General features: G+C 40.3%; 1 protein-coding gene and 1 pseudogene. One reads left to right on the forward strand and one right to left on the reverse strand.

Annotated features, from left to right (window positions below):
- Positions 1–299, forward strand: a pseudogene (locus F6K49_RS52470) (alpha-D-glucose phosphate-specific phosphoglucomutase); the annotation flags it as partial.
- A gap of 227 nt (positions 300–526) precedes the next feature.
- Here F6K49_RS52470 and F6K49_RS52475 read toward each other — a convergent pair.
- A complete protein-coding gene (locus F6K49_RS52475; RefSeq protein WP_143727511.1) occupies positions 527–796 on the reverse strand; it encodes a hypothetical protein in 270 nt (89 codons plus the stop codon).
- Between the last annotated feature and the right edge of the window lie 265 nt (positions 797–1,061).

Consider the following 1,061-nt stretch of genomic DNA (forward strand, 5'->3'; position numbering starts at 1 on the left):
GTTCTTACCAGGTAGAGTATGGTGATGACTTTAGTTACACAGACCCAGTAGATGGGAGTGTCAGCCAAAAGCAGGGGATTCGGATTGGCTTTACTGATGGCTCTCGGATTGTATTCCGCCTATCTGGTACTGGCACAAAAGGGGCAACCCTACGCCTATATTTAGAGAGCTATGAGCCAGATTCCACTAAGCATGACGTGGATACTCAACAAGCATTGGAACCACTGATTTCCCTTGCCCATGAGATTGCCCAAATTCGGAAGTTTACAGAGCGAGAGGTTCCCACTGTAATTACCTAAAGTTTTGATGGTAACGTTTGCCTTTAAAGTTTGAAGGGAAATCCTCAAACCCAGTTAAACAAAGCAACACGGGTAATAGGTAATAGGTAATTAGTAATAGGTACAACCCCGACCAGTTACCTATTACCTATTATCCGTAACCAATGAATAACTGTCTCGGTCATAGTGGATAGCCTAGATTTCAATAGCCACATATTTTTATTCCTCTAAAAATTTTCATCATTGTTTCATGTAGCTGATCTCAACAGATATAGCAATCCTAAATTAATTGAGATAATTTTGATGCGATATTCCCTACTCCCGTATTGATGCAGTCGCTCATGGGGGAAACCCCCAAGACCGTAATGGTGCGCTTTCCGTAGGCGAATTAAATAATTCGCCACGGGTCGCACCTCTGCATTGCTACTCCCTGTTCCCTGTTCCCTGTTCCCTGTTCCCTTTGCTATAGTTTTTGGATATTTCCTCAAGTAAAGAGATAGCTGGCTACATTTCAACATTATTTATTGTCAATTAGTTAATTTTATTACTAATCTCAAATCACCTGCTGTTAACCCTTTTTGCCACACAGTAAATTGATTGGGGCAAAAGCTTGCTTCCACACCTCAATGACTGAATGAAAGAGGGACTGAATGAAAAAGATTATTTTTTAACCCAGATTTGGTATAACCCCTAACTGTTCTGAGGGAGGGTAAAATTACTCATTCATAATTCTTAGCTCACTGATGTTATATAATAATTAGTTTTTGCTCAGGATCAACTCAG

This window comes from Moorena sp. SIO3I6, from assembly GCF_010672095.1.